This is a genomic window from Marinobacter piscis (assembly GCF_007671655.1).
GTDB lineage: Bacteria > Pseudomonadota > Gammaproteobacteria > Pseudomonadales > Oleiphilaceae > Marinobacter > Marinobacter piscensis.
Genome location: NZ_VCGX01000001.1, coordinates 359,486 through 384,058, shown reverse-complemented (window position 1 = coordinate 384,058; position 24,573 = coordinate 359,486). Strand labels below are relative to the sequence as shown.

The 24,573-nt window shown below is 56.4% G+C and carries 24 protein-coding genes; 8 read left to right on the top strand and 16 right to left on the bottom strand.

Annotated elements, in window-relative coordinates; all coding sequences use genetic code 11:
* Nucleotides 1-17: 17 nt before the first annotated feature.
* The 3 genes from argA (at nt 18) to FFI95_RS01700 (ending at nt 6,129) form a co-directional block, all read left to right on the top strand.
* Nucleotides 18-1,325: an amino-acid N-acetyltransferase gene (argA, locus tag FFI95_RS01710; protein WP_144820618.1), complete on the top strand. Its 1,308-nt coding sequence runs from the start codon at nt 18-20 to the stop codon at nt 1,323-1,325.
* Nucleotides 1,326-1,489: 164 nt separating this feature from the next.
* Nucleotides 1,490-5,209, top strand: coding sequence for a DUF1631 family protein (locus tag FFI95_RS01705; RefSeq protein ID WP_144820617.1), 3,720 nt, complete (start codon nt 1,490-1,492; stop codon nt 5,207-5,209).
* 53 nt (nt 5,210-5,262) lie between these two features.
* Nucleotides 5,263-6,129 (top strand): phosphoribulokinase, encoded by an 867-nt coding sequence (locus tag FFI95_RS01700; protein WP_144820616.1) that lies wholly within the window; start codon nt 5,263-5,265, stop codon nt 6,127-6,129.
* 27 nt (nt 6,130-6,156) lie between these two features.
* Here the strand turns inward: FFI95_RS01700 and FFI95_RS01695 are convergent, their stop codons facing one another.
* Nucleotides 6,157-6,585, bottom strand: a complete 429-nt coding sequence (locus FFI95_RS01695) for an OsmC family protein (protein ID WP_144820615.1) — start codon at nt 6,583-6,585, stop codon at nt 6,157-6,159.
* A 247-nt stretch (nt 6,586-6,832) separates the two neighbouring features.
* Here FFI95_RS01695 and crp point away from each other — a divergent pair, with 247 nt between their 5' ends.
* Complete coding sequence (gene crp / locus FFI95_RS01690) at nt 6,833-7,474, top strand: cAMP-activated global transcriptional regulator CRP (protein ID WP_144820614.1); 642 nt, start codon at nt 6,833-6,835, stop codon at nt 7,472-7,474.
* A 34-nt stretch (nt 7,475-7,508) separates the two neighbouring features.
* On the opposite strand, the gene modC is transcribed toward crp, so the two are convergent.
* The 5 genes from modC to FFI95_RS01665 all read right to left on the bottom strand — a co-directional run bounded on the left by modC (nt 7,509) and on the right by FFI95_RS01665 (nt 11,297).
* On the bottom strand, nt 7,509-8,603 hold the full coding sequence (gene modC, locus FFI95_RS01685; RefSeq protein WP_144820613.1) for a molybdenum ABC transporter ATP-binding protein: 1,095 nt from the start codon (nt 8,601-8,603) through the stop codon (nt 7,509-7,511).
* Nucleotides 8,603-9,280, bottom strand: coding sequence for a molybdate ABC transporter permease subunit (gene modB / locus FFI95_RS01680; RefSeq protein WP_180322971.1), 678 nt, complete (start codon nt 9,278-9,280; stop codon nt 8,603-8,605). The genes modC and modB overlap by 1 nt, the downstream gene beginning before the upstream one ends.
* A gap of 20 nt (nt 9,281-9,300) precedes the next feature.
* Complete coding sequence (modA, locus tag FFI95_RS01675; RefSeq protein WP_144820611.1) at nt 9,301-10,062, bottom strand: molybdate ABC transporter substrate-binding protein; 762 nt, start codon at nt 10,060-10,062, stop codon at nt 9,301-9,303.
* A gap of 95 nt (nt 10,063-10,157) precedes the next feature.
* Nucleotides 10,158-10,520: a winged helix-turn-helix domain-containing protein gene (locus FFI95_RS01670; RefSeq protein WP_144820610.1), complete on the bottom strand. Its 363-nt coding sequence runs from the start codon at nt 10,518-10,520 to the stop codon at nt 10,158-10,160.
* A gap of 39 nt (nt 10,521-10,559) precedes the next feature.
* Complete coding sequence (locus FFI95_RS01665) at nt 10,560-11,297, bottom strand: glutathione S-transferase family protein (RefSeq protein WP_144820609.1); 738 nt, start codon at nt 11,295-11,297, stop codon at nt 10,560-10,562.
* 109 nt (nt 11,298-11,406) lie between these two features.
* Between FFI95_RS01665 and FFI95_RS01660 the strand changes: the two genes are divergently transcribed.
* Nucleotides 11,407-11,850 (top strand): META domain-containing protein, encoded by a 444-nt coding sequence (locus FFI95_RS01660; RefSeq protein WP_144820608.1) that lies wholly within the window; start codon nt 11,407-11,409, stop codon nt 11,848-11,850.
* Between the two features lie 31 nt (nt 11,851-11,881).
* On the opposite strand, the gene FFI95_RS01655 is transcribed toward FFI95_RS01660, so the two are convergent.
* Nucleotides 11,882-13,543: a CocE/NonD family hydrolase gene (locus FFI95_RS01655; RefSeq protein WP_144820607.1), complete on the bottom strand. Its 1,662-nt coding sequence runs from the start codon at nt 13,541-13,543 to the stop codon at nt 11,882-11,884.
* Between the two features lie 203 nt (nt 13,544-13,746).
* On the opposite strand from FFI95_RS01655, the gene FFI95_RS01650 reads away from it, so the two are divergent.
* From FFI95_RS01650 to FFI95_RS01640, 3 genes are read left to right on the top strand one after another with little or no spacing between them, the layout of a single operon-like run.
* Nucleotides 13,747-14,754 (top strand): META domain-containing protein, encoded by a 1,008-nt coding sequence (locus FFI95_RS01650; RefSeq protein ID WP_144820606.1) that lies wholly within the window; start codon nt 13,747-13,749, stop codon nt 14,752-14,754.
* Complete coding sequence (locus FFI95_RS01645) at nt 14,741-15,358, top strand: glutathione S-transferase family protein (protein ID WP_144820605.1); 618 nt, start codon at nt 14,741-14,743, stop codon at nt 15,356-15,358. Before FFI95_RS01650 ends, FFI95_RS01645 begins: the two co-directional genes overlap by 14 nt.
* A 23-nt stretch (nt 15,359-15,381) precedes the next feature.
* Entirely contained in the window at nt 15,382-15,978 is a 597-nt protein-coding gene (locus FFI95_RS01640) for a DUF4202 domain-containing protein (protein WP_144820604.1), read from the top strand.
* 17 nt (nt 15,979-15,995) lie between these two features.
* On the opposite strand, the gene trpC is transcribed toward FFI95_RS01640, so the two are convergent.
* The 9 genes from trpC to FFI95_RS01595 all read right to left on the bottom strand — a co-directional run bounded on the left by trpC (nt 15,996) and on the right by FFI95_RS01595 (nt 24,351).
* A complete protein-coding gene (gene trpC / locus FFI95_RS01635) occupies nt 15,996-16,811 on the bottom strand; it encodes an indole-3-glycerol phosphate synthase TrpC (RefSeq protein ID WP_144820603.1) in 816 nt (271 codons plus the stop codon).
* A 152-nt stretch (nt 16,812-16,963) separates the two neighbouring features.
* The gene (gene trpD / locus FFI95_RS01630; protein WP_144820602.1) at nt 16,964-17,992 is read right to left on the bottom strand and encodes an anthranilate phosphoribosyltransferase; all 1,029 of its coding nucleotides are present in this window, start codon (nt 17,990-17,992) and stop codon (nt 16,964-16,966) included.
* A gap of 12 nt (nt 17,993-18,004) precedes the next feature.
* Nucleotides 18,005-18,586: an aminodeoxychorismate/anthranilate synthase component II gene (locus FFI95_RS01625; RefSeq protein ID WP_144820601.1), complete on the bottom strand. Its 582-nt coding sequence runs from the start codon at nt 18,584-18,586 to the stop codon at nt 18,005-18,007.
* Nucleotides 18,587-18,601: 15 nt separating this feature from the next.
* A complete protein-coding gene (trpE, locus tag FFI95_RS01620) occupies nt 18,602-20,089 on the bottom strand; it encodes an anthranilate synthase component I (protein WP_144820600.1) in 1,488 nt (495 codons plus the stop codon).
* Between the two features lie 247 nt (nt 20,090-20,336).
* Nucleotides 20,337-21,026 carry a phosphoglycolate phosphatase gene (locus tag FFI95_RS01615; RefSeq protein WP_144820599.1) on the bottom strand — a complete coding sequence of 230 codons (690 nt, stop codon included), beginning with the start codon at nt 21,024-21,026 and terminating at the stop codon, nt 20,337-20,339.
* On the bottom strand, nt 21,023-21,724 hold the full coding sequence (gene rpe, locus FFI95_RS01610; protein WP_144820598.1) for a ribulose-phosphate 3-epimerase: 702 nt from the start codon (nt 21,722-21,724) through the stop codon (nt 21,023-21,025). Before rpe ends, FFI95_RS01615 begins: the two co-directional genes overlap by 4 nt.
* 122 nt (nt 21,725-21,846) lie before the next feature.
* Nucleotides 21,847-22,596 carry a co-chaperone DjlA gene (locus FFI95_RS01605; RefSeq protein ID WP_144820597.1) on the bottom strand — a complete coding sequence of 250 codons (750 nt, stop codon included), beginning with the start codon at nt 22,594-22,596 and terminating at the stop codon, nt 21,847-21,849.
* 4 nt (nt 22,597-22,600) lie between these two features.
* Entirely contained in the window at nt 22,601-23,308 is a 708-nt protein-coding gene (murU, locus tag FFI95_RS01600; protein ID WP_144820596.1) for an N-acetylmuramate alpha-1-phosphate uridylyltransferase MurU, read from the bottom strand.
* Complete coding sequence (locus FFI95_RS01595; protein ID WP_144820595.1) at nt 23,305-24,351, bottom strand: aminoglycoside phosphotransferase family protein; 1,047 nt, start codon at nt 24,349-24,351, stop codon at nt 23,305-23,307. Before FFI95_RS01595 ends, murU begins: the two co-directional genes overlap by 4 nt.
* Nucleotides 24,352-24,573: the final 222 nt, after the last annotated feature.

The window sequence follows — 24,573 nt, the reverse complement described above, 5'->3', positions numbered from 1 at the left end:
CGATGGGAGAGACACATTTGAAATCGAACGGCTGGCTGCATTCCTTTCGCCACTCATCACCCTATATCAACACCCATCGTGGCCGTACGGTAGTCCTGACCCTTCCGGGCGAAGCGATTGCGCATGAAAACTTCATTAACATCATTCATGACATTGCACTGTTGAGCAGCCTGGGGGTTCGGTTAGTTGTTGCCTTTGGTGCACGCCCCCAGATTCAGCGTCGGCTGGATGAAGCCGGACTGCAATCAACGTTTGCCCGGCATCTGCGAATCACCCCGGAAGAACACTTGCCGCTGGCTATGGAGGCAACCGGCGGGTTGCGGGCGTACCTCGAGAGCCAGCTGTCGATGGGGCTGGTCAACTCGCCCATGCATAATGCCCGCATCCGCGTCAGCAGTGGTAATTATGTAACCGCAAAACCGGTTGGCGTGCTGGACGGTATTGATTTTGGCCACACCGGTAAGGTGCGGCGTATTGATGTCGCCGGTATCGAGAAGCTCCTGGAGCTGGGACACATTGTTTTGTTGCCCCCCGTGGGATATTCACCCACCGGGGATGCCTTCAATCTGTCCTATGAAGATGTAGGCAGCCAGGTCGCCGCCGCTCTTCAGGTTGAGAAACTGATGGTGTTTATCAAGGACCAGGGGCTGCTTGAGCAGGATGGCTCACTGATTCGCGAGCTTTCAGCCAGTCAGGCGCCGGAGCGGCTGGCTGAGGGGACGGTAACAGGGCACGATGCCGATCTGCTGCGTGCTGCCTGTGATGCCTGCGTAAAGGGGGTCAGGCGTGCTCACTTTATCAGTTATATCAATGATGGCGCCTTACTGGAGGAGCTGTTCACCCGGGATGGTACCGGCACACTGGTCAGCGGTGATCATTATGAGCAGATTCGCCAGGCCCGGGCCGAAGACATAGGGGGAATACTTGAGCTGATAGAGCCCCTGGAAGAGCAGGGTGTCCTGGTGCGTCGCTCGCGGGAAATGCTGGAGACTGATATTGAAAACTTTATCGTTGCAGAGCGTGATGGCACGGTTGTCGGGTGTGCGGCATTGCATAATTACCCGGAGGATGGAGCCGGCGAGCTTTCCTGTTTTGCGGTGGACTCAGCCTATCGCCGTGCCGGACGTGGCGATGAAATCCTGCTGATGGTCGAGAAACACGCGCGCAGTCAGGGCATACAAACGTTGTTTGTTCTTACCACGCAAACCGAGCACTGGTTTCGTGAGCGTGGGTTTATACCCAGCACGGTCAAGGCACTGCCGGGGCCCAAGCTTGCCGAATACAATACGCAGCGCAATTCAAAAGTGTTCTTTAAACCGCTCTGACCCGGTTGCCGGAAAGTGCCAGCAGCCGACCCCTGTAGTACACTGGCTGTATTCGCTTTGGGCAACATTTATGGAAGTGGGTGGCGAAAGCCACGAATCAGGGACGTAAGCCGTTAGCGGGCAGGAAATACCCGGCCGCGGCTAGGTGCATTGTCAGGTATTTCATGGATCAGAGAGAACGACGAAAAACCTCCCGGAAACCTATCAGGCTTGCCGCCCGGATTGACCTGGGTACGGCTGAGTCATGGCCCTGCCAGATCACAGATTTCTGTGCGGAAGGGCTGTATGTTCGTTATTCCGTTGAAACCTCCCGCCAACTGGACCGGACGTTTGCGACGGAAGGGGCTTCCAGACTGGCTGTACGCTTTCGCGACCCGGATGGAAAGCGGCAGTACGACCTTTATGTTCGTGTTGCCCGACGCATCGAAGGCGCTATGGGCCTGAGCTTTCTTGAGAGCAATCCGGACGCTCTGGCGTCAATGCTGATGCAGTGTGGCGGGCATGGTGCGCAGGACGAGACGGCCTTACAGGCTCCGAGTGACAGTGTGCAGTTTGTGTTGCACCAGTCGGCGCGTGCCGTGATTCAGTATATCAAGCCGCTTATGGACGCTTGTTTTGTGCAAATGGCGACTGCGTTGGAGGCGTCGGCACAGAAGGCCAGAAGCGATCAGCGCGCGAACGAGCTCATAAGCTTTTCGGGACAGGTTCAGGCCCGGAAACGCCAGATCTGGCAGCAGATGGTCAGCAACCTCGAATCACCTATGAAACCGGCATCCGGGGCAGGGTGGTGGGGCGCTGAGCTTGCAGTCGTTGACAAGGGGGAGTTTGAGGACTGGCTCAAAGGCCGGGTCATGGTGACCAAAGCTGATACCCGCTACCGGAAAGAGCTGCTTCAGCTCAGGATCCGTCTGGAAGCCCTCGGTATTGCCAATGCAACCGGACACCATAACCCTCTTGGTCCATCGCTTGTCTATGAAAGCTTCCACGCCGGTCTGCATCAGCTCAAAGCCCCTGATTATGCAGAGTCGATCTGCCTGAATGTGTTTGAACAGACGGTTTTGCAGGAACTCGGACCATTGTACCAGGAGCTTAACAATATCCTGATTCGTCAGGGCGTGTTGCCGGATCTGGATCTGAACAAATACCTGAGTGGACAGGCTGCCGATGCTTCCAGCACCACACCCGCTGCGACTCCGATCGGCAATGAGCCGGAGAAGCCAGGCCCTGCACGTCATGGCGCAGAGCCTGAAAAAAAGCGTTCGTTCCGTAGCCCGTCCCGGACACGGCAGGCCGCTTTCACCACGGTGAAAAGTCTTCTGGGGGCCCTGACGGCCAGCACTCAAGCCCGTGATGGCGCCACTGCAGCGTCCGCTCCCGCCGGTGACGGCGCGGTGACTTCCTGGGAGTTAAACCGTGAACTGCAAGAGTTGCAGGCGGAAATGGCTGCCAGCGCAGCCAGTGAGGCGTCACTGCGCGATCGGGTGACTGAAAAGATTCGCCAAAGCCGGGGTAAAGAACTGGACGCACAGCAGGACGGGACGCTGGATGTTGTGGATCAGTTTTTTCGTTCTGTTATTGAGAGCCCGAAACTGAGTGAATACGCTCAGGCGCAGATACATCAACTTGAAATCCCGGTTCTGAAAGAGGTCATGCGCACGCCGGCATTTTTTGATAATACCGACAACCCTGCCCGCAAGGTGGTGAATCAGCTGGCGCAGCTGGGTGTCAGGGGAAGTCGCCTGAACCCGGCGATCCAGCGACGGGTTGACGAGCTTGTCCGGGATTTAGTTACAGAGTCAGTACAGGACACAGGCGTATTCCAGCGGGCTGCTCAGACGCTCGGTGACCTGGTTGAACGCCAGAATCAGGCGTATCGGCGCAATGTGGAGCGGGTTACCGCGGCCGCAGAAGGCGCTCAGAAAGTAGAAAGCTCCAGGTCTGTGGTAACAGATGAGCTGGATCAGAGGCTGGCAGGCCGGAAAGTGCCCAGGGCGGTTATCAGTTTGCTGGAGGCTGGCTGGCGGGAGCTGTTGTCGCTTACCTGGATTCGTCAGGGGCCTGAAAGTCAGGCCTGGCAGGACTATCTGGCCGTCATCGACGCCCTGTTGGCATTTGCAGAGAATCGCGAGAGCATCATGAGTTTGCCGGAATTGTTGCAGCTCATCCAGGACGGGCTGGCAACCATTTCCAGCAACCAGGTACCGCCTTCGCACCTTCGGGATGAACTGAAGCAGTTTCTGGTACGTAACCCCGAGACCCCACCGGAAATGGTCGCAGTACCAGATGCGCAGCCTGTCAGAGACCTGAGGCAGTCGCTGGCTGACCGCGACTATCGCAGTCTGCAGCGCTGGGTTAACCGCGCACAGCTCCTGCAGCCAGGGGACTGGCTGATGGATCAGACAAAGCCGGATGAGCCGCAACACATCCGCCTGGTCTGGGTAGCCCGGGGCTGGAATCGTTTTGTCTTTGTGAATTATCAGGGTATGCGGGCACTTGAGCTTGAGCTGGAGGAGCTGGCGCGGAGAATGCGTAATGGCGTTCTGGTAAAAGACAGCCAGTATGAGCAGCCACTGGTGGATGAAAGCATCGACCGGATGGTGAGCAAGGTTTATGGGCAGCTCTCGTACGCGTCCACCCATGATGGGTTGACCGGTCTGCCCGGCCGGCGCGAGTTTGAGCGCCTGTTGAATCAGCAGCTGGCCCGGCCTGAAGACAAACGGTCTCTGTTGCGCCTGGACCTGCGTAACTTCCGCTTGCTCAATGACACGGCGGGTTACCAGGCTGGAGATGAGGCATTGAAACATGTCGCCAGTCTGTTACGTGAGCAACTGGATGGCGAAATGCCGCTGGCCAGGCTGCAAGGAAACGAGTTTGGCCTGCTGGTACCCTTCGAGCACGCAGACAGTACCGCAAAGGGCCTCATAGCGGTCATAGAGACTACCGTATTCGCATATGGAGAACACAGCTACCGGTTATCAGCAAACGTAGGGGTGGTTCCGTCCTTGCCAGGTCTGATCAGTGCAGAACGCTGGCTGAAGGCATCCGAACAGGCATTGGCAGCTGCGAAGCACAAAGGCGAGGGTAAGGTGGCAGAGTATGTTCTCAGTGCTGAAGGGCAGGCGCGTCAGGAGCGGCTGGCGGCTAAAATTGCCAGCCTGGGTGATCCGGACGAAGGGCGTATGCGATTGCGCTGTCAGAAAATTATACCCTTGCACAGCCATACGAGTATGGTGGCCCAGTACAAAATACTGATCAGTATGTACGATAAGTCAGGGGAGCTGATCACCGGTCAGGACTTTATGCGTATGTCTGAACAGTATGGCCGCACTCAGGCTGTTGATCGCTGGGTTATTGGCCGTATGCTGGACTGGCTGTGGGTCAAAGCACCAGACCCCCGGCATGTGGGCGGAGTGTGTATTGCGCTTTCCGGCCACTCACTGAACGACGAATCCCTGCTTGAGTTTATTTATGAAAAGCTGAGTGAAAAAGACGCGCCCATCGAGCGTCTCTGGTTTGAGGTAACCGATGCGTCTGTCATTCGTGACATGCAGGCGGTTGCAGATTTTATTATGGAGATAAAAGAGCTGGGCTGTCGTTTCTGTCTTGGCAATCTGGGCGGTGGGTCCGGCTCTCTGGAGGCAATGCGTTTGCTGCCTGTAGATCTGGTCAAGATTGACAGCACATTCACCCGGCAGGTTAACCTCGATAATACTGACTACGCGATGGTGCAGTCCATGGTGAACATGGCGCACTATACGGGCCGGGAAGTTATTGCTGGCCGGATTGAATCCCGCAACGTTCTGGATACACTGAGAAAACTGGGGGTCGATTACGCTCAGGGGTTTGCTGTTGAAAAGCCACGCTTGCTTGATAGCCTTGCCTGACCTTTCCCGCGACAGCGACTTAATTTCTGCTTAACTTACGGCGCACTTCTGCCATGTCAAAACGTCATCCTATCATAGCGGTTACCGGCTCCTCCGGAGCTGGCACCAGCACAACAGGACAGATTTTCCGGCGCATGTTTGCCAGTGAAGGACTGGCGGCGGCCATGGTCAGCGGCGACAGCTTCCACCGCTATAACCGTGAGCAAATGGCACGGCTGGCTGCCAAGGGTCAGTTCGGTGAGCGCAACCACTTTGCGCTTGCGGCCAACCATATCGATAAGCTGGAGGCGCTTTTTTACGATTATAGCCAGACCGGCAATGGCCGGTTCCGCCAGTATGTTCATGATGAGGATCGCGCTCTGCAGGCTGAAGGCCACAAGCCCGGCACATTCACAGCCTGGGGTTCGCTGCCTCCCGATACGGATCTGCTGTTTTATGAAGGGCTGCACGGTGCGGTTGTGAGTGAGGCGTACAACATTGCCCAGCACGTGGATTTGCTTATCGGGGTTGTGCCTATCGTAAACCTGGAGTGGATCCAGAAAATACACCGGGACACCCATCAGCGGGGCTATAGCCAGGAAGCGGTTGTTACGACAATCATCAACCGGATGAATGATTACGTTCACGATATCGTGCCGCAGTTCTCACACACCCATATTAACTTTCAGCGTATTCCCCTGGTGGATACATCCAACCCGTTTGTTGTCCGGGATGTGCCCAGCGAAGATGAAAGCATGCTGGTTATCCGGTTCCGCGATGCGTCCGAGGTGGACTTCTCCTACCTGCTTCAGGCGATACAGAACAGCATACTTTCACGCCCGGATACACTGGTAATTCCGGGCCCGAAAATGGCACTGGCCATGGAGCTGATTGTGCGCCCCATGGTGCGGCGACTGATGGCACAGAAATCCTTTACATGATGCCGTTGTGGCGCATGAGCCCTGCAGTCAGGACGGGTCCGGAACGCGGATTTCGTGGCTGTGGGTAATCTCTACCCCGGCTTTTTCAAGCATGATTGAGGCAGAGCAGTACTTTTCGGCCGAAAGATTCACTGCGCGCATTACCAGGTTTTCCTTGAGGTTATCGCCGGTCACCACAAAATGCAGGTGGATTCTGGTGAATACCGACGGCACTGCATCGGCACGCTCGGCTTCCAGTTCCGTATGACAGGCCGTGACATCCTGACGGCTTTTTTTCAGGATGCTCATCACATCAAATGAGGCGCAGCCACCCAGCCCCATGAGCAGCATCTCCATGGGCCTTGGCCCCAGGTTCTCGCCGCCGTGATCGGGAGGGCCATCCAGCTGTACGGAGTGGCCAGTACCGCTGGTCGCCCTGAAACTGGCGTTACCGGTCCAGTCGATGGTTGCTTTCATGGTAAGTGTTCTCCTGTTAGGCCGGGCCAGCCCAGGGCAGCCCGGAGAAAGTGTCTGGCAGAATGCTAGCATACCCGGATACGACTCACAGTCGGATACATCCTGTATCCTGTTTCTGGTTGCCTGAAGTGGGGGATCTTGCTATAAGTTGTTCTGATTTTTACAAAAAACGAAGAAACTCGCATGGACAGCCGGGTGAATAAAAACACAGGAACCCGCCAGTATCTGAGGAGGCACGACTCGCATCATGGCCACAATCGTCAAACCGGTTGAGCAGAAAACCAAGCATCTCGACTATTTTCTTTCGCAATGTCACCGTCGCCGTTATCCGGCCAAGAGCACCATCATTTATGCCGGCGACAAAAGTGACTCACTCTTTTACATTGTTAAGGGTTCCGTAACAGTTATCATTGAAGATGATGATGGCCGTGAGATGGTCATGGCCTACCTCAATGCCGGCGACTTCTTCGGCGAAATGGGGCTGTTTGATAACATGGACTCCCGCAGTGCCTGGGTGAAAGCAAAAACCGAATGCGAAGTCGCCGAGATCAGCTACACAAAATTCCGTGAAATTGCCCAGCAGGATTCCCGGATTCTTTACTTTATTGGCGAGCAGATGGCCACACGCTTGCGCCAGACCACCCGCAAGGTGGGCGATCTGGCGTTTCTGGATGTCACCGGCCGGGTGGCCCGAACGCTATTGGATTTGTGCAAAGAGCCTGATGCCATGACACATCCGGACGGCATGCAGATCAAGATCACCCGTCAGGAAATTGGCCGTATCGTCGGCTGTTCCCGTGAGATGGTCGGCCGGGTCCTGAAAACTCTGGAAGAGCAGGGGCTTGTCATGGTGAGGGGTAAAACCATGGTGGTGTACGGTACCCGCTGAACCCGCACTATTTCTGCCCGGGCCAAGGCCCGGGTCAATCAACAATCGCAACGGATTTCACCTGCATCCACACCGGCTGGCCCGGGGCAATCTCCAGAGTGTGGACGGCCCGGCTGGTCAGGCGTGACAAAAAAGGAGTCGACCCGGCCAACAGGCGCACTATAGAGGTGCCGGGGGCGACTTCAGAGGCCACTTCATCAACCACGGCGGGCAGGACATTCTGGATGCTCTGGTCTGTCTGCTGACTTCGAGCCAGACTGATATCCCGGGCAAGCACCTGCAGGCGCACATCCTGGCCGGTGGTCAGGCCTGAATCCGCACGCAGCCAGAAATGCCCTCCCGCAAAGTCTGCCCGGAACAAGTGCCACTGGTGATCGTGCTCGCTGAGAGTGGCATCGAGAATGACGCCCGCATCTTCCTCGAGACCAAACGGTTGGTCAGTGCGTGCCATGATCGCTTGCAGCGGGCCCTCGGCAACCACCTTGCCACTATCCAGCATCACAATATGATCGGCCAGCCGTGCAACCTCGGCAGTGGAATGGGAAACATAGAGGATGGGGATCGCAAGGTTATCCCTCAGGGCTTCCAGATAGGGCAAAATCTCCCGTTTGCTGGTCTGGTCAAGGGCAGACAGGGGTTCGTCCATCAACAAGAGCCTGGGGCTGGTAAGCAGTGCCCTGGCAATAGCAACGCGCTGACGTTCACCACCGGACAGGTTTTCCGGCATTCGGTCCAGCATCTGTGAGAGCCCCAGCCATTCCACCGCCTGATCAAAGGAAATTCGCCGCTCCTGTTGCGGAATACGTCGGTAGCCATACATCAGATTGCGTTTCACACTCAGGTGTGGGAACAAGCTGGTTTCCTGGAACACATACGCCAGGGGGCGCTGATGGACAGGGCGGCTGGTGCTTGCGTCTGCTCCGTTCTCGTTTTGCCACTCATCCCCATTAACACGCATAACGCCCTGCGATGCTTGCAGGCCGGCCATGCAGCGCAACAGGGTGGTTTTGCCACAGCCGGAGTGGCCGAACAGCGCAGTGAGTCCGCTGCCCGGAAGGTTCAGATCAACGTCCAGTGTGAAGGTGCCGACATGGCACGTGAAACGCGCCTGTATTCCGGTGATCGGCATTATTTCACCAGTCCGGACTGCAGCCGGCCGTTAAGTGAATACAGTGTTACGAGAACGGCAAAAGAGAAGACCACCATGCCCGCGGATAACCAGTGTGCCTGGGTGTATTCCAGAGATTCTACGTGGTCATAGATGGCCACAGAGAGAACTTTGGTTTCACCGGGAATATTGCCCCCGATCATCAGCACCACGCCGAACTCGCCGATGGTATGGGCAAATGTGAGCACGCTGGCGGTGAGAAAGCCCGGGCGGGCAAGGGGAATGACAATGGAAAAAAAGCGGTCCCTGGGTGAGGCCCGCAGTGTGGAGGCGACCTCCAGCAGTTGTTCATTGATGGTGCCAAACGCATTCTGCAGAGGCTGAACCGTAAACGGTAACGAGTAGATAACCGAGGCAATAACCAGCCCTTCAAAGGTAAAGGGCAGCAACCCCAGACCCAGTTGTTCCGTTAACTGCCCGACAACCCCTTTGGGGCCGAGCAATATCAGAAGATAAAACCCCAGTACCGTCGGTGGCAGTACCAAAGGCAGGGCAACAATGGCTGCAAGAGGCTGCCGGATCCAGTGCCGGCTGCGGGCGAGCCACCAGGCGATAGGCGTGCCTACCACCAGAAGCACTATGGTGGTCAGGCCAGCGAGTTTCAGAGTGAGCCAGACCGGCTCCCAGTATATATCCATGATATCAGCCAGGTTACGGTTCAGTGTTCAGTCTCATACCCCGACTTTTCAATAATATCCCTGGCTTTCGGGCCCCGAAGGAACTCAAGCCACTGGCGGGCAGCCGCATTACTCTCGCTGCGGGTCAGCAGGATGGCCTGCTGCTCGATCGGAGCATAGTAGGCTTGGGGAACCAGCCAGAGTGAGCCTTCGCCCTCATTCCAGGCACGTACCTGTGACAGCGCAACAAACCCGGACTCGGCATTTGCTGTGGCGACAAACTGGAAGGTCTGGGCGATAGAGTCACCCCGTACCAGGCGCTCCTGTAACGGTTCCCAAAGACGCATTTCAGAGAGCACCTGCTGGGCTGCCAGGCCATAAGGCGCTGTTTTCGGGTTGGCAATGGCCAGTCGCGAAAAATCCCCCGATCCTAACCAGCTTTCAGGGTCCTCAAAGGTGCCGGGAGCCGGGCTCCAGAGCGCCAGCTTGCCCTGGGCGTAGGTAAACCGGGTGTCGGCCACACCCTGGCCACTTTTTTCCAGAATCATTGGGCGCTCACTGTCAGCCGCCAGAAACACATCAAAGGGAGCACCGTTATCTATCTGTGCGTACAACTTCCCGGTTGAACCGTAACTTGCGACGGCTTCCAGACCCGTAGCCTCAGTAAACGCAGCAATCAGATCACGAGTGGTATCCGTAAAGTTAGCCGCCACAGCGATACGAACATCAGCAGCGTGAGCAATGCCGCTGAAAGTTAATAGCAGGCACAGCCCGGCCAGTTGGTAACAGTATTTTCTGAGCATAGGTGCCAGTTCCTTTATATTCGTCTGTATATAACGGGCTGAATACTATAATGGCTCGTGTCCGGATACAAGGATGTATTGGCTTTGTTCCGGAGCTACGTTTCCGGCGTCGTGTTCAGCAGAGCTGTGAGCTCTTTGAGTTCGGGGCGTTCAGAGACTGCTTTCTCATACTCCCGGTAAAGCGTAAGTACTTTCAGGCCCTCAGCGGAAAGTTCCGCGCCCCCGCCTTGACTACCCCCGGTTGCAGTCAGAACCAGAGGCTGGCGGAAGCAGGAGTTCATCGTGTTTACCAGAAGCCATGCGCGCCGGTAGCTCATTTTCATGGCCCGGGCTGCAGCAGAGATTGAGCGGTGTTGCTGGATCAGCTCAAGCAGTTGTGCTTTGCCAGGGCCAAGGGCGATTATGTCGCCGGTTTTCAGTCTCAGTCTGGGGACTAAACCGAGATTTTTATCAAGCATCAGTTTCACTCCCTGAGTGCATGTCTGATCAAACTCCTGCTAGCGGTGGTCGCTGTATAGCTTTTCCAGTAACTCCAGTTGTGGCTGCCACTGTTTGAGCTGGACCTGCACTTCCTTTGGTATGCGTGCGGGCTTTGGCCAGGGCACCGGGTACTTAGCCGGCTGAAACAGCGGGGCCAGCAGAGCGCCTGCCGTCAGGTCAGCCCTGGTGAGCCGGTCACCGACCAGATATGGCTGCTTGCGATAGATTTCTGCCAGTTCGTGAAGCAGGCTTTCCAGAGTTTGTTGTGCCGAGTCTGCTGTTTTTTGATTGATCTTCATCCATTTGCGCATAATCTCATCCACCCGGCTGAAGGCCAGCTTGAGTATAATGCGATTATAGAAAGGGGTGCCGGCCGCCAGCATTGGCACCACCACTTTGGGACGCTGAAGGAAGTAGTGGTACACCCAGGTACGAATAGCGGGGCCAGCCAACTCATCCAGCCTGGCTTCCCAGTGCAGCACTTGTTCCTTCAGTGCCGGGTCAGCCGGCATCAGCGATGGTTCCGGAAAGTGGTGGTCCAGGTAGTCCAGAATCTGTGACGAGCCCTGAATGACCTGGCCATCGTGTTCCAGGACAGGGACAGAGGATTCTGCCCGGGTCAGCTTGACAATGGTTTTTGTATGTTGTCCGGGTAGCAGGTTGATGGGTTGGTAATTGATGTCCTTGTAATCCAGGGCCCAACGAACCTTCTCGGAGTAATGGGAAATGCAGAACTGGTAAAGTTTTATAGCCATGAGGGTGATTCCGGTGTCTGAATGACGGAAGGTTAACCTTTATAGCAACACATTCCTATTTGACCAAGAGTAGAATGCGTGTGTTCTTGTCTATGTATCAGGAGGTTGTATGAGTAATGCAAAAAATATTCTGGCCATGCTTATGGTGACTGGCTCCTTGTGGGGTTGCTCATTGAACCAGAGTAAAGAAGCTGAAGAGCCACAGATGAACCTGGCGGGAAGTGAGTGGCAGGTCGAGTCGATAGGCGGCGAGACTGTTATTCCGGGCAGCGACGTTACAATCGGATTCACAGATCAGGGGCGGGTGTATGGCGGCGCTTCCTGTAACCGGTATCAGGGTGGGTGGAGTACCGAAGACAACCATCTTGAGTTTTCTCATATGGCTGCTACCCGCATGGCGTGTGCAGCGGAGCTGATGGATCAGGAAGACAGGTTCCTGAAGTTACTTGGCGAAGCCGAGGTTTACGAACTGGAAGCCGATGGCAAGCTGATTCTTGAAACGGCGTCCGGGCAGATGATCAAAGCAACTGCCACTGCCGGCTCGCCGGAGTAAACCGGCGTATCGGCAGGCGGTCATATCGCTTTCAAAGTGCAGGGATTGTCAGCCTGGACGCCTGATGGCTGCTGAACTCAAAATCCACCTTGGTGGCGCGCGCATCAGGGTGTTTGTAGAGAACGTCCCGGGTATCCAGGACCAGCGCCAAACGGTTGCCCGCGGGCACATCATAGGCCGTGGCCACCAGATCAATATCCAATGCGACTGTCTCCCCGGGTGATGTCGACGGCAGAGTGATCGGTCCATGGCTGATCAGCTTGCCGGTGCCGGTCCAATCCATATCGTACAGATAAGCCACCAGTTGCAGGCTGTCACTTTTCGGGGTGACCTGTACGGTTGTGGTTGGAATGCCCCGGATTTTCAGGTCCGAACTCAGACGCGCTGTCCGGAACCAGATACTGCGGTCGCGTCCAAGAAGTCTGATGGGCGCGGTAATCGGCGCTTTAGCCTGCTCAAACAGCTGTGAAGCAAGCGGAATCCCTGTATCAGCCAGGGTGCCGGCCCAGGAACTGATTCCGATGCTCCGGCTGAACCAGCTCTGAAACGGCGTGTCCCGCAGAGCACCTTCCCGGAAAGCTGTGCGCGGGTGCAGATACCAGCTTTCGGGCTGCGCGGACGGTACCGGAAAGTCCGAAAAGCCTTCGTAACGGTCGGTCAGTTTCACCTTCATCTGTACCGGTTGCTGTTGATCAATGGGGGTGTCTTCCCCTTTCAGATGACTGTCAAACCAGCGGCTTACATTGTTCCAGATATGCGTGTCACCATCGCCCAGCATACCAATGATTTCCACAAAAGCGTGGGTGCCTGCCTGGAGGTCTATGTGCTTCGGACCGGTTAACTTGCGGTGCAGCTCCAGCGGGCTGTTTGGCTGGAACAGATCATCACCGAAGTTCTGGGCCTGATACACAGCGGTGCCGTTGGCGTTGAGCTGATCAACGTAATTCAGAGGTGAGCGGATAGAAGCCCAGGTAATGGTTTCTTCAACATTACGGTGGTTTTTTACATTGTCCCAGAGCTCGTGAATTTCTGGGTCAGGGCGTCCCAGCAAGTCGCCGGTTAATGTGAGCAGTTCTCCCCAGACCAGCCGTGGGGTTTGCTGCGCATATAATGATTCGACCAGGCTGCCCCAGCCGCTCATGGCGGCAACCGCTTTGATTCTCGTATCCTGGGCGGCACCCAGCAGGCTGATGCCAGCACCGTAAGAAATGCCCGCGGTGCCGATACGCTGAGGGTCTGCCGGCGTGTTGGCGATAAGCCAGTCAATCACCGCGCTGAGGTCGGCTACATCTTTGGGCCCGGCCGTGTCGATCAGACCGCCGGACTCGCCCCAGCCGCGAGTGGTGTAACTGAGTACAATGTAGCCTTGCTCGGCCAACCGGCCGGCGGCAGACAGGTATTCGTATTCATTCAATCCCCAGCTGCTGATGAAAATAATGGCCGGATAGGAGGATTGCCCAGTGGAGGGTATGAATACGTTGGCTTCAATATTGACGCCATCCTCGCTGTACACCACAACATCATCGTTGGTGGTGTAGGCGTCCGAGACCGGAAACAGTGGCTGATTCAGCACACCAGCGACCAGCGACATGGTAGGGAAAAGAGCAGACTGCCCGGCAGTTGCCGGACCTGTGGTGACAAAGAATAAAGCAAGAAGGAATGCGAGCATTCCTTTGGTGGTGTAGTTAGTCATAGCGGGCCTTTCCATAGGTATGGGATAACTGCCAGTATGGTTTGTTCAGGTCCAGTCTAGGAGCTGCAATACAAATCGTACGAGACGCACGTCACGAACTGATTTGGCCAACCGGGCCAGAATCCCGCGCCTTCATTCGTGGTAATTATGCTGGGAAACTCTAAAATGGCGTATCGGAACCTGAAACAGATAAGGATATATGGATGCTTTTGCGACGAGTTATGCCGTTGGCCCTGGTGGCCGCAGGAGGCCTGGGGCTGACAGGCTGCGCCACGGGACCCCAGACTCAGGGGTTGTCAGAGTCAGGACGTTACAGCTGTGGCCAGCTGGATATTCAGCTCGCTGAGGCAGAGGACAGTGATCTTGTGGGCCTTGAATACCTTGATCGTCGCGTCCTGTTAAAGCCTGCCCCCGCGGACTCTGGCAACCTGTATGTCGCACCCGGGGATGCGGACACCTGGTTCCGGGCGCAAGGTGAACGTGGCACTCTCAGCTTGCAGGGGGAAACCCTGCCGGAGTGCCTTGAACCCGGCGCTGTGGAAACCCACTTCTCGGCTTCCGGAGCAGACCCCAGCTGGTCTGCCCGGATTGATGGCAGAGAGCTGGACCTGGAGCCCCCTTACAAACAGGAGCCATTGCACGGGGTCCGGCTGACAGAAACGGCCTCCAGTCGCCATGGTCGCACCTATGAAGCCGAAATAGGCCAGCAGCATCTGAGCCTGACAACCGCACCCCAATTGTGTGAGGTTGGCCTGGATGCAGTCCAGTATCCCGCCCAGGTCCACCTTGAGTTTAATGGTGAGGTTTTTCAGGGCTGTGGTGGTAGCCGGGAGCGGCTTTTTCGTGGTGCTGAATGGGTTGTTGAGGATCTGGCAGGGGCCGGTATTATTGATCGTTCCCGTATAACCGTCGAGTTTTTGGAAGAGAACCGCCTGGCAGGTCGTGCTTCCTGTAACCGTTACGGTGGCGCGTATCAGTTAACCCCTGAAGGCGTGAACTTTGACCGCCTGTTTTCTACCATGATGGCTTGTGCCCCCGCCCTGATGAATCAGGAGCGTCGCTTTCTGGAGCTTTTGTCGCACGTAAATCAGGCAACGATTGGCCGCAACGGCGAGTTGGTGCTGACAACCTCTGCAGGTGAGGAAATCACCGCATTTCCCTCAACACACAGCAAACGCAGTAATGGAGTCGATAACAATGAAAATTTTTGAAACAAAAACTGCACCGAACCCGCGCCGTGTGCGCATGTTTATGGCTGAGAAAGGGTTGCTTGAAAAAGCGGAATTCATCGAGATAGACCTGCAAAAGGGTGAAAACCTGACGCCTGAGTATGTGGCTCGGAACCCGATGAAAAAAGTGCCGGTGATGGAGCTGGATGACGGCACCTGTATCGCCGAGACCATGGCTATTTGCCGGTACTTTGAGGAAAACTATCCGGAGGCGCCGACGCTTCTGGGCGATACGCCTGTGGAAAAGGCGCTGATAGAGCAGTGGGTTCGCTGGGTCGAGTTTTATTTTTTTATGCCAACAGGCATGTGTTTCCAGCATACCACCGGCTATTTCAAGGACAGGATGAATCCTATCAAGGAGTGGGGTGAAGACTGTGGTAAGGGTGTGGCTAAGTTCATGGCGTTTCTTGATGCCCACCTCGCTGAACGCGATTATATTTGTTGTGACCGGCTTACCGCTGCTGATATCAATGCGTTCACCACGGTGGCCTTTGCCCGTGTGGTGGACATCCGGATTCAGCCGGAGCATACCAATCTTCAGGCCTGGTACGATCGCATCAAGGCCCGCCCGTCGGCACAGGCGTGAACCACTTTGGACAGGGGCAGATAATGCTTGAGTGTGCGCTGACGGAAATTGATAAGGCCAATTACGCTGACCCCAACGTGGACCTGCTGGCAGGCAAGTCTCTGCCAAAGGAGTATGTTTACAGTGTGCATATGACCCGGTGGCTGTACGAGCTGGAAGCGGCACCGTCGGAGCGGATGCAGATCGCGTGTCGGGCGCAGCATATTGAACGCTGGAAGATACCGCGAAGTGATTATCCTAAGGGACGCAAGTCTTATTACCAGTGGCGACAGGCCTGTGGTCGTATGCATGGCCGCAGGGCTGCCGAAATCATGGCAGGCTGCGGCTTTCCCGAGCACGAATGCGAACGGGTTGAGATCATTCTGACCAAGCGCGAGCTGCGACAAGACGCGGATACCCAGTTGCTTGAAGATGTCGCCTGCCTGGTGTTCCTGGAAAAATACTTCGCGCAGTTCTATGCCGACAATGCGGACTATGATCGGGAAAAGTGGCTGAGAATTGTCCGTCGCACCTGGAAAAAAATGTCGCCACGCGCTCATGAGCAGGCCCTGGCGCTGTCATCCAGGCTGCCTGCGCATTTACAGCAACTGATGCAGGAAGCTCTGGCAGATCCGGTCTGATCCGCCAGATGTGCTTTCTACCGGGGAAAGAAGAGTTCCTGCAGCTTCTCTCCCGGGTCAGGTGCGCGCATAAATGATTCACCCACCAAAAATCCGTAGATGCCATGACCGGTCATGTTTTCTACATCCTTACGGGTCATGATGCCGCTTTCGGTAATGGCCATTCGCTCTGCGCCGATACGCTGGTGCAGATTGAATGTGGTGTCCAGTGATACCTCAAAGCTGTGCAGGTCGCGGTTGTTGATGCCCATCAGCGGGGTGCTCAGTGTCAACGCGTCGTCCATCTCCTGGCTGTTGTGCACTTCGACCAGAACATCCAGTCCGATTTCGTGGGCTATGCCTTCGAGTTCCTGCATCTGATCTTTGGTGAGGCAGGCTGCGATCAGCAGTACGCAGTCGGCACCAATGGTCCGGGCTTCATATATCTGGTAGGGCGCAACCATAAAGTCTTTGCGGAGCACCGGCAGGCTGCAGGCATTGCGGGCTGTCGTCAGATGATCTTCGTGCCCCTGGAAAAAGTCGTGGTCTGTGAGTACCGACAGGCACGCCGCGCCCCCTGTTTCATAACTTTTAGCAATCCGGGCAGGTTCAAACGGGTCGCGGATGATGCCTTTGCTGGGCGAGGCTTTTTTGATCTCGGCAATCACAGCGGGCGTGCTGGCTTCAATGCGCTGGTGCAGGGCGCTGGCAAAGCCGCGGGTCTCCGGCTGATCGCCGGCCCGGGCCTTGAGCTCTGCGAGGCTCTGGCGGCGTTTGCGTGCGTCGATCTCTTCCCACTTTCTTGCGACTATGTTGCGCAGGATGGTGGGCGTTTTATCATTGTACTTAGTCATTTTGCTCTCAGCTTCGTGCTTGAGCCTGCCGGTTGCCGCGACTCAAAACGCGCCCGTAAATACATCCCTGTAGGGCTTGGCTGCAGCCATCCGTGGCTGCAGACAGTTTTGAGTCGCGGCAACCGGCAGGCTTCCAGGATTATGAGTGTGGTTCAAAAGCAGTGGGAAAAGTCTGCCAGTTCAGCCATCTTGCCGGCGGCCAGGCCTGATCCCATGGCATCCAGAGCCATTTCTACACCTATACTGGCGGTCGGGGCCAGGCCTGCAACGTAGATGGCGGCGCCGGCGTTAAGGGCAATCATATCCCGTGCTTTTCCCGCGATTTCGTCGTGGTCGCGGCCAAAGGCTGCCTTGATCAGGTTCAGGGATTCTTCCGCTGTCTCTACCGACAGGCCAACGAGACTCTGGCTTTTGACTCCCAGATCTTCAGGCGTAATGTCGTATTCGAAAATTTCGCCGTCTTTCAGTTCCGCGACATGGGTGGGGCTGGCGAGGCTGATCTCATCCAGTCCGTCTTTAGACGCCACCACCATGATGTGTTGCGATCCCAGTTTCTGCAGGACCTCCGCCATGGGACGGCACAGCGCTCTGCTGAATACACCGACCAACTGACGGTTGACGCCAGCCGGGTTGGTCATGGGGCCAAGAATGTTGAACAGGGTACGGCAACCCATTTCCTTGCGCGGGCCAACCGCATGCTTCATTGCGCCGTGATGGGCCGGTGCAAACATGAACCCTACACCAATCTCCTCTACACAGCGGGCGACCTGTTCCGGTGTCAGGTCAAGGTTGATGCCTGCCTGCTCAATAAGGTCGGCGCTACCGCTTTGGGATGATACGGCCCGGTTGCCGTGCTTGGCGACAAAACCGCCAGCGGCTGCAACAACAAACGCCGAGGCGGAGGAGATGTTGAACAGGTTGGCGCCATCACCACCTGTGCCCACAATGTCGACCAGAGGTTCTGCGTTGACGGTAACGCCCGAAACCAGTTCACGCATCACTTCCACCGCACCGGTAATTTCATCGACGGTTTCGCTTTTGGTGCGCAAGCCCATCAGCAGGGCTCCTATCTGGGCATCGGTGGCTTCGCCATTCATTACGGTACGCATGACGAGCTTCATTTCTTCCCGGGACATGTCGAGGTTTTCAGCTACCCGGTTCAGTGCGTCTTTCATGTTCATTGGTTTCGCCTTTTATTGAGTTCGCAGGAAGTTACGTAGCAGTTCGTGGCCCTGTTCGCTCATAATCGATTCCGGGTGAAACTGTACTCCTTCGACAGCAAGAGTTTTGTGCCGCACGCCCATGATCTCTTCCACACTGCCATCGCTGTTGCGCGTCCAGGCCGTCATTTCCAGGCACTCCGGCAAGCTGGTTTTCTCAATTGCCAGGCTGTGATAACGGGTACCCTGCAACGGATTGTTGAGGCCATGAAATACGCCGGTGCCGTGGTGGTAAACGGGCGACACCTTACCGTGCATAACGCGCCCGGCACGGATGATATTGCCACCGAACACCTGGCCAATGGCCTGATGGCCAAGACAGATACCCAGAACAGGGATCTTGCCGGCAAAATGCCGGATAGCCTCCATGGAGACTCCGGCTTCATTCGGTGTACAGGGGCCGGGAGAGATTACCAGACGTTCCGGGCTCAGGGCTTCAATCTGCTCCACAGTGATTTCGTCGTTGCGATGCACCTGCACATCAGCGCCCAGTTCGGCAAGGTACTGCACCACGTTATAGGTAAAGGAGTCGTAGTTATCGATCATTACCAGCATGTTGTCGCCTTTGCCTCAGTGGTCAAAATCGTTGTAGGTCATGGCCACGGCGCGGAATATGGCGCGGCCTTTGTTCATGGTTTCTTTCCACTCGAGACGGGGTACAGAATCGGCGACGATGCCGGCGCCGGCCTGGATATGCAGGGTGTTATCCTTGATCACAGCGGTGCGGATGGCGATGGCTGTGTCCATGTTACCGTTAAATGACAGGTAGCCGACGGCACCGCCATAAACGCCCCGTTTAACAGGTTCCAGCTCGTCAATGATTTCCATGGCCCGGGTCTTCGGGGCGCCGCTCAGGGTACCTGCAGGCAGTGTCGCCCTGAGCACATCAAGGCAGCTGGTCTCGTCTTTTACCTGTCCGGTGACATTGGACACTATGTGCATCACATGGGAGTAGCGCTCCACGGCCATTTTCTCGGTCAGCCGCACGCTGCCGGTCTTCGACACCCGGCCGGCATCGTTACGTCCCAGATCAATCAGCATCAGGTGTTCGGCAATTTCTTTCGGGTCGGCCAGTAATTCGGCTTCCAGTGCCCTGTCTTCCGCTTCGGTGGCGCCGCGTTTGCGGGTTCCGGCAATGGGGCGCACGGTGACTTCACGGTCTTCCATACGTGCCAGAATCTCCGGCGACGAGCCCACAATATGGAAATCGTCCAGGTCCAGAAAGTACATGTACGGGGAGGGGTTCAGCACCCTGAGCGAGCGGTACAGATTCAGGGGAGGTGCCTCAAAGGGAATAGACATGCGCTGGGAAATGACGGTTTGCATGACATCACCGCCAAGCACGTAGTCCTTGATTGTGGCCACCGCCGCTTCGAATTTTTCCTGACTGAAACCGGAAACGAACTCGCTTTCATCCACGGTTTTCCCCCGCAGATGAGCCGGGGTTCTCGGTGTGTTGGCCACTTGCCGGTGCAGCTTGCGTTCAAGCTCATCGAGTCTTTGCTGAGCCTGGTCGTAGGCCCCTTTATCGGCCGGGTCAACAAGCACGATCAGATGCAGCTTGCCACGCAGGTTGTCAAACACGATGAGTTCATCGGACACCATCAGAAGTATATCCGGGGTGCCAATGTGGTCAGGAGGGCAGCTGGCTGCAAGGTGCTTCTCTGTGTAACGCACAGTGTCGTAACCAAAATAGCCGACCAGCCCGCCGTTGAAGCGCGGCAGTTCTTTCAGATCAGGGGTGTGGAAACGAGCCTGGTAACCGGCAATGAAAGCCAGTGGGTCGTCGACCTCTTCGGCCTCAATCAGCTCGCCGCCCCGGCGGATTTCAACACGGTGATCAAACACCTTCAGCACTTCCTGGCTTGGCAGGCCGATAATGGAGTAACGGCCCCATTTCTCGCCCCCCTGGACAGACTCAAACAGATAGGAGTAAGGCCCGCTGGCAAGTTTCAGATAAATGCTTAACGGCGTGTCCATATCCGCAAGAACTTCGCGGTACACGGGGATACGGTTAAAGCCGGCCTGAGCCAGGCTGCGATAGTGTTCGGAGTTCATGGTCGGGTTTCCTGAATTCTGATCTGCGTTCCGGCAGATATGCCTCTGTGAGGGCTGGACCTGTCGGGTGGTGGCGGTAAACGCGCAGGCGCGTGCAATCCGCCGGGCTGTGTGACCTCAGCCGGTACGCCATCGCCACCATCGTGTGGCGCGGGTTGTCAGCATGCCTTGTGCGGCAGTCAGAATCCGTCCCTGCACGGCAGGAATCTCCCGAATTGATAGGTTATGAAAATCAGAAACTCAGAGGTTACAAAAGCTCGCTGAGGGAATCAACTACCGCGTCCGCTTCCAGCGCCTGTACAGGTTTGCCAAAGTTGTAGCCGTAGGTAACCGCGATGCAAGGAAGACCCGCTGCCCGGGCCGCACTGACATCGGCTGCGGAGTCGCCAACCATGACGGTTCTGTTCAGGCTCCCTTGCAGTGTTTTCATGGCGTAATGGAGAGGCGCCGGGTCTGGTTTTTTGGTGCTCAGGGTATCGCCGCCCACCACAAGCCGGAAGTACTTCGCCAGCCCCAGCTGTCTCAGCAAGGGGCCGGTAAACTGTTCGGGCTTGTTGGTAACCACCGCCAGGCGGCAACCGTGCTCTGTCAGAGCCTGCAGGCAGGCTTCAGCGCCGGGGTAGACCACAGCGTGCTGGCCGTTAAATTGCTGGTAGTTTGTGAAAAACAAGGCCAGGGCATCGTTAAACAGGGTATCGTCGACAGTGCTGGCCGGCTCCCAGTCCGCCCTGCCGGCCAGAGCCCGCCGTATCAGGATCGGGGAACCATGGCCCACCCACTGACGTACTCGCTCAAGGCCGGCCGGTTCGCGGCCCAGCTGCTCCAGCGTGCGATCAACGGCCGCCGCAAGATCTGGCGCACTGTCTACAAGAGTGCCATCAAGATCAAACAGCGCCACGTCCGGCCAGTGGCCGCCGAAGAGCTCAGTCAGCTTCATTGTGCTGGCACCCGCCCGCCCAGAGCCGTGCGGGCATGCTCAAGCTCCTGGCGCATGGCAGCAATTGTTGCGTTGTAGTCATCAGTTTTGAAAATAGCCGAGCCTGCAACAAACGTATCCGCGCCGGCTTCCGCAATTTCCCGGATATTTCCGGTGTTTACGCCGCCGTCAATTTCCAGGCGAATATTGTAATTACTGGCATCGATGCGCTTGCGGGCGTCCCGAAGCTTGTCCAGGGTGCCAGGAATAAATTTCTGGCCACCAAAGCCCGGGTTGACCGACATCATCAGCACCATGTCGAGCTTGTCCATCACGTGATCCATGTAGTGCAGTGGTGTCGCCGGGTTGAATACCAGACCGGCTTTGCAACCACTCTCGCGGATCAGTTGCAGAGAGCGGTCGATGTGCTGTGAGGCTTCAGGGTGAAACGTAATGTAGCTGGCGCCGGCATCAATGAACATGCGAATCAGATCATCCACTGGCGTTACCATCAGGTGCACGTCGATGGGAGCAGTGACGCCGTGTTTGCGCAGAGCCTCGCAAACCATCGGGCCAATTGTGAGGTTGGGCACGTAATGGTTGTCCATAACGTCGAAATGCACGACGTCCGCGCCGGCGGCCAGAACATTGTCCACCTCTTCACCAAGGCGTGCAAAGTCAGCAGAAAGAATGGATGGGGCAATCAGGTAAGGGTTCATGACGGCTCTCGCAAACAGTTGGGATCGGTTGAAAGTAGTCCAGAGGCAAATGCAGATTCAGCCACAGTTTAACAGGCCTGACGCGTTTTTGGGTGGCCTTTGCACAGGTGCAGAGGTACTGACTAATGGTATCGCTTGATCATTTCCCACGCCTGCTGATAGCGCAGCAGGTATTCTTTGGCTTCAGCCTCCTCGATGGCGCTGAGTTGCTGATGTGCCAGCTTATCCGGGTGGCATCGGGAGCGTTTTTTCTGGTAAGTGCGCTTGATGGCAGAAAGCGGATCCTGACGGGAAACCCCGAGTAACGTATATGCCTGTGCAAGATTCCGGGGCTGAGCAGGTATGTTGCCGCTATGCCCCCAGCCTCGTGCAGCGTAGGTTCTGAAGATGGCTTCCGTAACGGAAAACGGCAGCCCTGTCTGATCAATCGCATCTTCACACCGATAGCGGCGAGGCCTGGCAGGGCGTCCTTTGAGCTGTGCTGCATGACACAGGCAGATGGCCACCTTCAGGGCAGGCGCACACCAGAGGCGATGACTCAGCATTAACGTGAGCCCGGCCGTGGGGGAAAGTATTGTGGCGTTTTTGCCTCTCTGGAAACTGTTAATCGCCCGGGCCCTTTGCTGTCTGGACAGCTTCAGGGCCTGGATGAGCTGTTCGGCAAATCGTATGTCCTGCTCGGAGACTCGGCCTTCTGCTTTTGCAATGTATCCCAGAAAGAAAAACAGCGGGTGCCGGCTCCAGCGCGGCAGTTGTGTCTGCTCAAGCAGCTTGTGTGCCTGATAGTCGGAGCTGGAGAGTGTGCGCAGCAGCGCGGACAGTGTTACCTCCATACGCCGGGACAGTTCTGACTGTGCGCTATCGGGCGACATGGTGCTAAGACTCCTGTGAGGCCAGTTGCCGGTCCAGCGCTCGCAGCCGCTCCGGCGTGCCTATATCAGCCCAGCCGCCGGAATGGTACAAGCCGGACACACGGCGGTTATCCATTGCGGTTCGGAGCACAGGCCCAAGTTTGCCAGCCGCGTCAGTCAGCCCGTCAAACAGTCGTTGGTGCAGTAGGCTGATGCCGGTGAAGGTAAGCTTTTCGCCGGCTTCGGACGTACATTCCTGTGAGAGCAGGCCGTTGCTGTTGAGACAGAAATCACCTTCCTGGTGATGGCGTGGGTTGTCAGTCATCACCAGCACCGCATCGACAGGCGGTGTCGTGCCCGGTGCCGGAGGCTGCAGCCGGGCAAGATCGAAGTCAGTCCAGACGTCGCCATTAACCACCACAAACCAGTCATTGCCGCTGGATGTAAGCAGGGGCAGGGCCCGAACAATCCCGCCAGCGGTCTCCAGCGGTTCGCGTTCACGGGAGTAGTGCAGGGACAGTCCGAATTGCTCACCAGACCCAAGCGCCTGCTCAATCTGTTCGCCGAGCCAGGCGTGGTTAATGACGATGTCCCTGAAGCCGGCGTGTTTAAAAGCCTCAAGGTGGTATGCAATAAGGGGCTTGCCGCCGGCCCTGAGCAGGGGTTTAGGGGTGGTCAGGGTCAACGGTCGCATCCGGGTACCTTTGCCCGCAGCAAGAATCATCGCTTTCACGGAACGCTGCGCTCCCGGGTCGGAAGGGGCCCGATCCTGGTTTCAATCCTGGGTATGGCGGTGCTTATGAGCCAGTCCTGGAAGTGTCGCAGTGCCGGCTGACGCTCACTGGCGGCCAGAAGGTAGCTTACCGTGCGGGGAATATCTTTGATGTATCCTGGCTTGCCATCGCGCATGGCCAGTCGGGCAAAAATGCCCGCAGCCTTGAGGTGGCGCTGCATGCCCATCAACTCAAACCACTGACGAAACGTGTCGCTGTCTGCGTGGTGCAGGCCGGCCCCGGCAGACTGTTTGCGGAAATCCTCAAGCCACTGGTAAACACGTTCTTCGGGCCACTGTATATAGCAGTCCTTGAGCAGCGACACCACATCATAGGTTACAGGCCCGGTTACCGCGTCCTGAAAATCAATAACGCCGGGACGGTCGTCTTGATCCAGCACCAGCAGGTTTCTGGAGTGATAGTCCCTGTGTACGGTGACTTTCGGTTGCGCCAGGGCGCTTTCCCGAAGCAGTGCAAAGGTGGTGTCGAGCATGGATTTCTCAATATTGTCCAGCTCCAGTCCCAGATAATTCTCCAGTAGCCAGTCCCTGAACAGGGCCATTTCACGGTTCAGCAATGCAGCATCATAGGTTGGCAGAGGGTAGTTGGGATGGGCGTGAGTCTGCTGAATCAGCAGCAGCTCATCCATCGCACTTTTATACAGCCGGCTGGCTGTTTCGGGGTTCAGGCGTTTGAGCATCAGCTGGTCGCCAAAGTCTTCCAGTAGTAAAAAGCCAAGGCCAGGATCTGCTTCAAAAACTTCCGGAACCCGGATTCCGGCCTGGCGCCAGTGGTGGCCAATGTGGACAAATGGGGTGCAGTCTTCCAGCTCTTTGGGCGAGTCCATAACAATAAACGGCACTTTGCTGCCATCGGCGCCGGATTTGTAAACCCGGAAGTAGCGCCGGAAACTGGCATCGCCGGAAACCGGTGTGGCGTCTGCGTTGTCAAAGCCGGGAAACTGGCGGACCCAGGAGGTCAGCATCTGCAGGCGGTTGTCCATAGAGTGGTTGGTTATCCTGGAAATATAGGTGTATTGAAAAAAACAGGTGCCAGTCTGGTGGCTTGCCCTGCACAAAGTATAAAGAGGGTGGAGCGGTTTTGCAGCGGAGTTTGATTACAGGGCGGTGTTTCCGTTAACAAGTTTCGGGGGCACGTGTAAACTAGAGCGCTGTTCACCCATTCTCATGCACCTGATACAGGAACCCCGCCACCGTGCCAGTGC

Bases quoted from the DNA above. Each gene is read 5' to 3' on its own strand.
- FFI95_RS01650 (WP_144820606.1), top strand. From the start codon at position 13,747: ATGCTTTTGCGACGAGTTATGCCGTTGGCCCTGGTGGCCGCAGGAGGC.
- FFI95_RS01615 (WP_144820599.1), bottom strand. From the start codon at position 21,026: ATGAAGCTGACTGAGCTCTTCGGCGGCCACTGGCCGGACGTGGCGCTG.
- FFI95_RS01595 (WP_144820595.1), bottom strand. From the start codon at position 24,351: ATGGACAACCGCCTGCAGATGCTGACCTCCTGGGTCCGCCAGTTTCCC.
- FFI95_RS01695 (WP_144820615.1), bottom strand. From the start codon at position 6,585: ATGAAAGCAACCATCGACTGGACCGGTAACGCCAGTTTCAGGGCGACC.
- FFI95_RS01705 (WP_144820617.1), top strand. From the start codon at position 1,490: ATGGATCAGAGAGAACGACGAAAAACCTCCCGGAAACCTATCAGGCTT.
- FFI95_RS01665 (WP_144820609.1), bottom strand. From the start codon at position 11,297: ATGGCTATAAAACTTTACCAGTTCTGCATTTCCCATTACTCCGAGAAG.
- modC (WP_144820613.1), bottom strand. From the start codon at position 8,603: ATGCCGATCACCGGAATACAGGCGCGTTTCACGTGCCATGTCGGCACC.
- trpE (WP_144820600.1), bottom strand. From the start codon at position 20,089: ATGAACTCCGAACACTATCGCAGCCTGGCTCAGGCCGGCTTTAACCGT.
- FFI95_RS01625 (WP_144820601.1), bottom strand. From the start codon at position 18,586: ATGCTGGTAATGATCGATAACTACGACTCCTTTACCTATAACGTGGTG.
- FFI95_RS01655 (WP_144820607.1), bottom strand. From the start codon at position 13,543: ATGACTAACTACACCACCAAAGGAATGCTCGCATTCCTTCTTGCTTTA.
- FFI95_RS01660 (WP_144820608.1), top strand. From the start codon at position 11,407: ATGAGTAATGCAAAAAATATTCTGGCCATGCTTATGGTGACTGGCTCC.
- trpC (WP_144820603.1), bottom strand. From the start codon at position 16,811: ATGACTAAGTACAATGATAAAACGCCCACCATCCTGCGCAACATAGTC.
- trpD (WP_144820602.1), bottom strand. From the start codon at position 17,992: ATGAACATGAAAGACGCACTGAACCGGGTAGCTGAAAACCTCGACATG.
- FFI95_RS01645 (WP_144820605.1), top strand. From the start codon at position 14,741: ATGAAAATTTTTGAAACAAAAACTGCACCGAACCCGCGCCGTGTGCGC.
- rpe (WP_144820598.1), bottom strand. From the start codon at position 21,724: ATGAACCCTTACCTGATTGCCCCATCCATTCTTTCTGCTGACTTTGCA.
- FFI95_RS01640 (WP_144820604.1), top strand. From the start codon at position 15,382: ATGCTTGAGTGTGCGCTGACGGAAATTGATAAGGCCAATTACGCTGAC.
- modB (WP_180322971.1), bottom strand. From the start codon at position 9,280: ATGGATATATACTGGGAGCCGGTCTGGCTCACTCTGAAACTCGCTGGC.
- FFI95_RS01670 (WP_144820610.1), bottom strand. From the start codon at position 10,520: ATGCTTGATAAAAATCTCGGTTTAGTCCCCAGACTGAGACTGAAAACC.
- FFI95_RS01605 (WP_144820597.1), bottom strand. From the start codon at position 22,596: ATGTCGCCCGATAGCGCACAGTCAGAACTGTCCCGGCGTATGGAGGTA.
- FFI95_RS01700 (WP_144820616.1), top strand. From the start codon at position 5,263: ATGTCAAAACGTCATCCTATCATAGCGGTTACCGGCTCCTCCGGAGCT.
- crp (WP_144820614.1), top strand. From the start codon at position 6,833: ATGGCCACAATCGTCAAACCGGTTGAGCAGAAAACCAAGCATCTCGAC.
- modA (WP_144820611.1), bottom strand. From the start codon at position 10,062: ATGCTCAGAAAATACTGTTACCAACTGGCCGGGCTGTGCCTGCTATTA.